Genomic DNA, 900 nt, shown 5'->3' on the forward strand with positions numbered 1-900 from the left:
TATGTCAAGACCAGGTAAGGTTCTTCGCGTTGCATCGAATTAAACCACATGCTCCACCGCTTGTGCGGGCCCCCGTCAATTCATTTGAGTTTTAGTCTTGCGACCGTACTCCCCAGGCGGTCTACTTATCGCGTTAGCTGCGCCACTAAAGCCTCAAAGGCCCCAACGGCTAGTAGACATCGTTTACGGCATGGACTACCAGGGTATCTAATCCTGTTTGCTCCCCATGCTTTCGTACCTCAGTGTCAGTATTAGGCCAGATGGCTGCCTTCGCCATCGGTATTCCTCCAGATCTCTACGCATTTCACCGCTACACCTGGAATTCTACCATCCTCTCCCATACTCTAGCCAACCAGTATCGAATGCAATTCCCAAGTTAAGCTCGGGGATTTCACATTTGACTTAATTGGCCACCTACGCACGCTTTACGCCCAGTAAATCCGATTAACGCTTGCACCCTCTGTATTACCGCGGCTGCTGGCACAGAGTTAGCCGGTGCTTATTCTGCGAGTAACGTCCAAACATCTAGAGTATTAATCTAGAGCTCCTCCTCCTCGCTTAAAGTGCTTTACAACCAAAAGGCCTTCTTCACACACGCGGCATGGCTGGATCAGGGTTCCCCCCATTGTCCAATATTCCCCACTGCTGCCTCCCGTAGGAGTCTGGGCCGTGTCTCAGTCCCAGTGTGGCGGATCATCCTCTCAGACCCGCTACAGATCGTCGCCTTGGTAGGCCTTTACCCCACCAACTAGCTAATCCGACTTAGGCTCATCTATTAGCGCAAGGTCCGAAGATCCCCTGCTTTCCCCCGTAGGGCGTATGCGGTATTAGCATTCCTTTCGAAATGTTGTCCCCCACTAATAGGCAGATTCCTAAGCATTACTCACCCGTCCGCCGCTA

The 900-nt window shown here is 51.9% G+C and carries 1 rRNA gene; it reads right to left on the minus strand.

The annotated features are described in order from the left end of the window. Positions 1 to 900, minus strand: a 16S ribosomal RNA gene (locus HLH18_RS10505); the annotation flags it as partial.

It is taken from the genome of Acinetobacter sp. ANC 5414 (genome assembly GCF_013004295.1).
In the GTDB taxonomy this organism is placed as follows: Bacteria; Pseudomonadota; Gammaproteobacteria; order Pseudomonadales; family Moraxellaceae; genus Acinetobacter.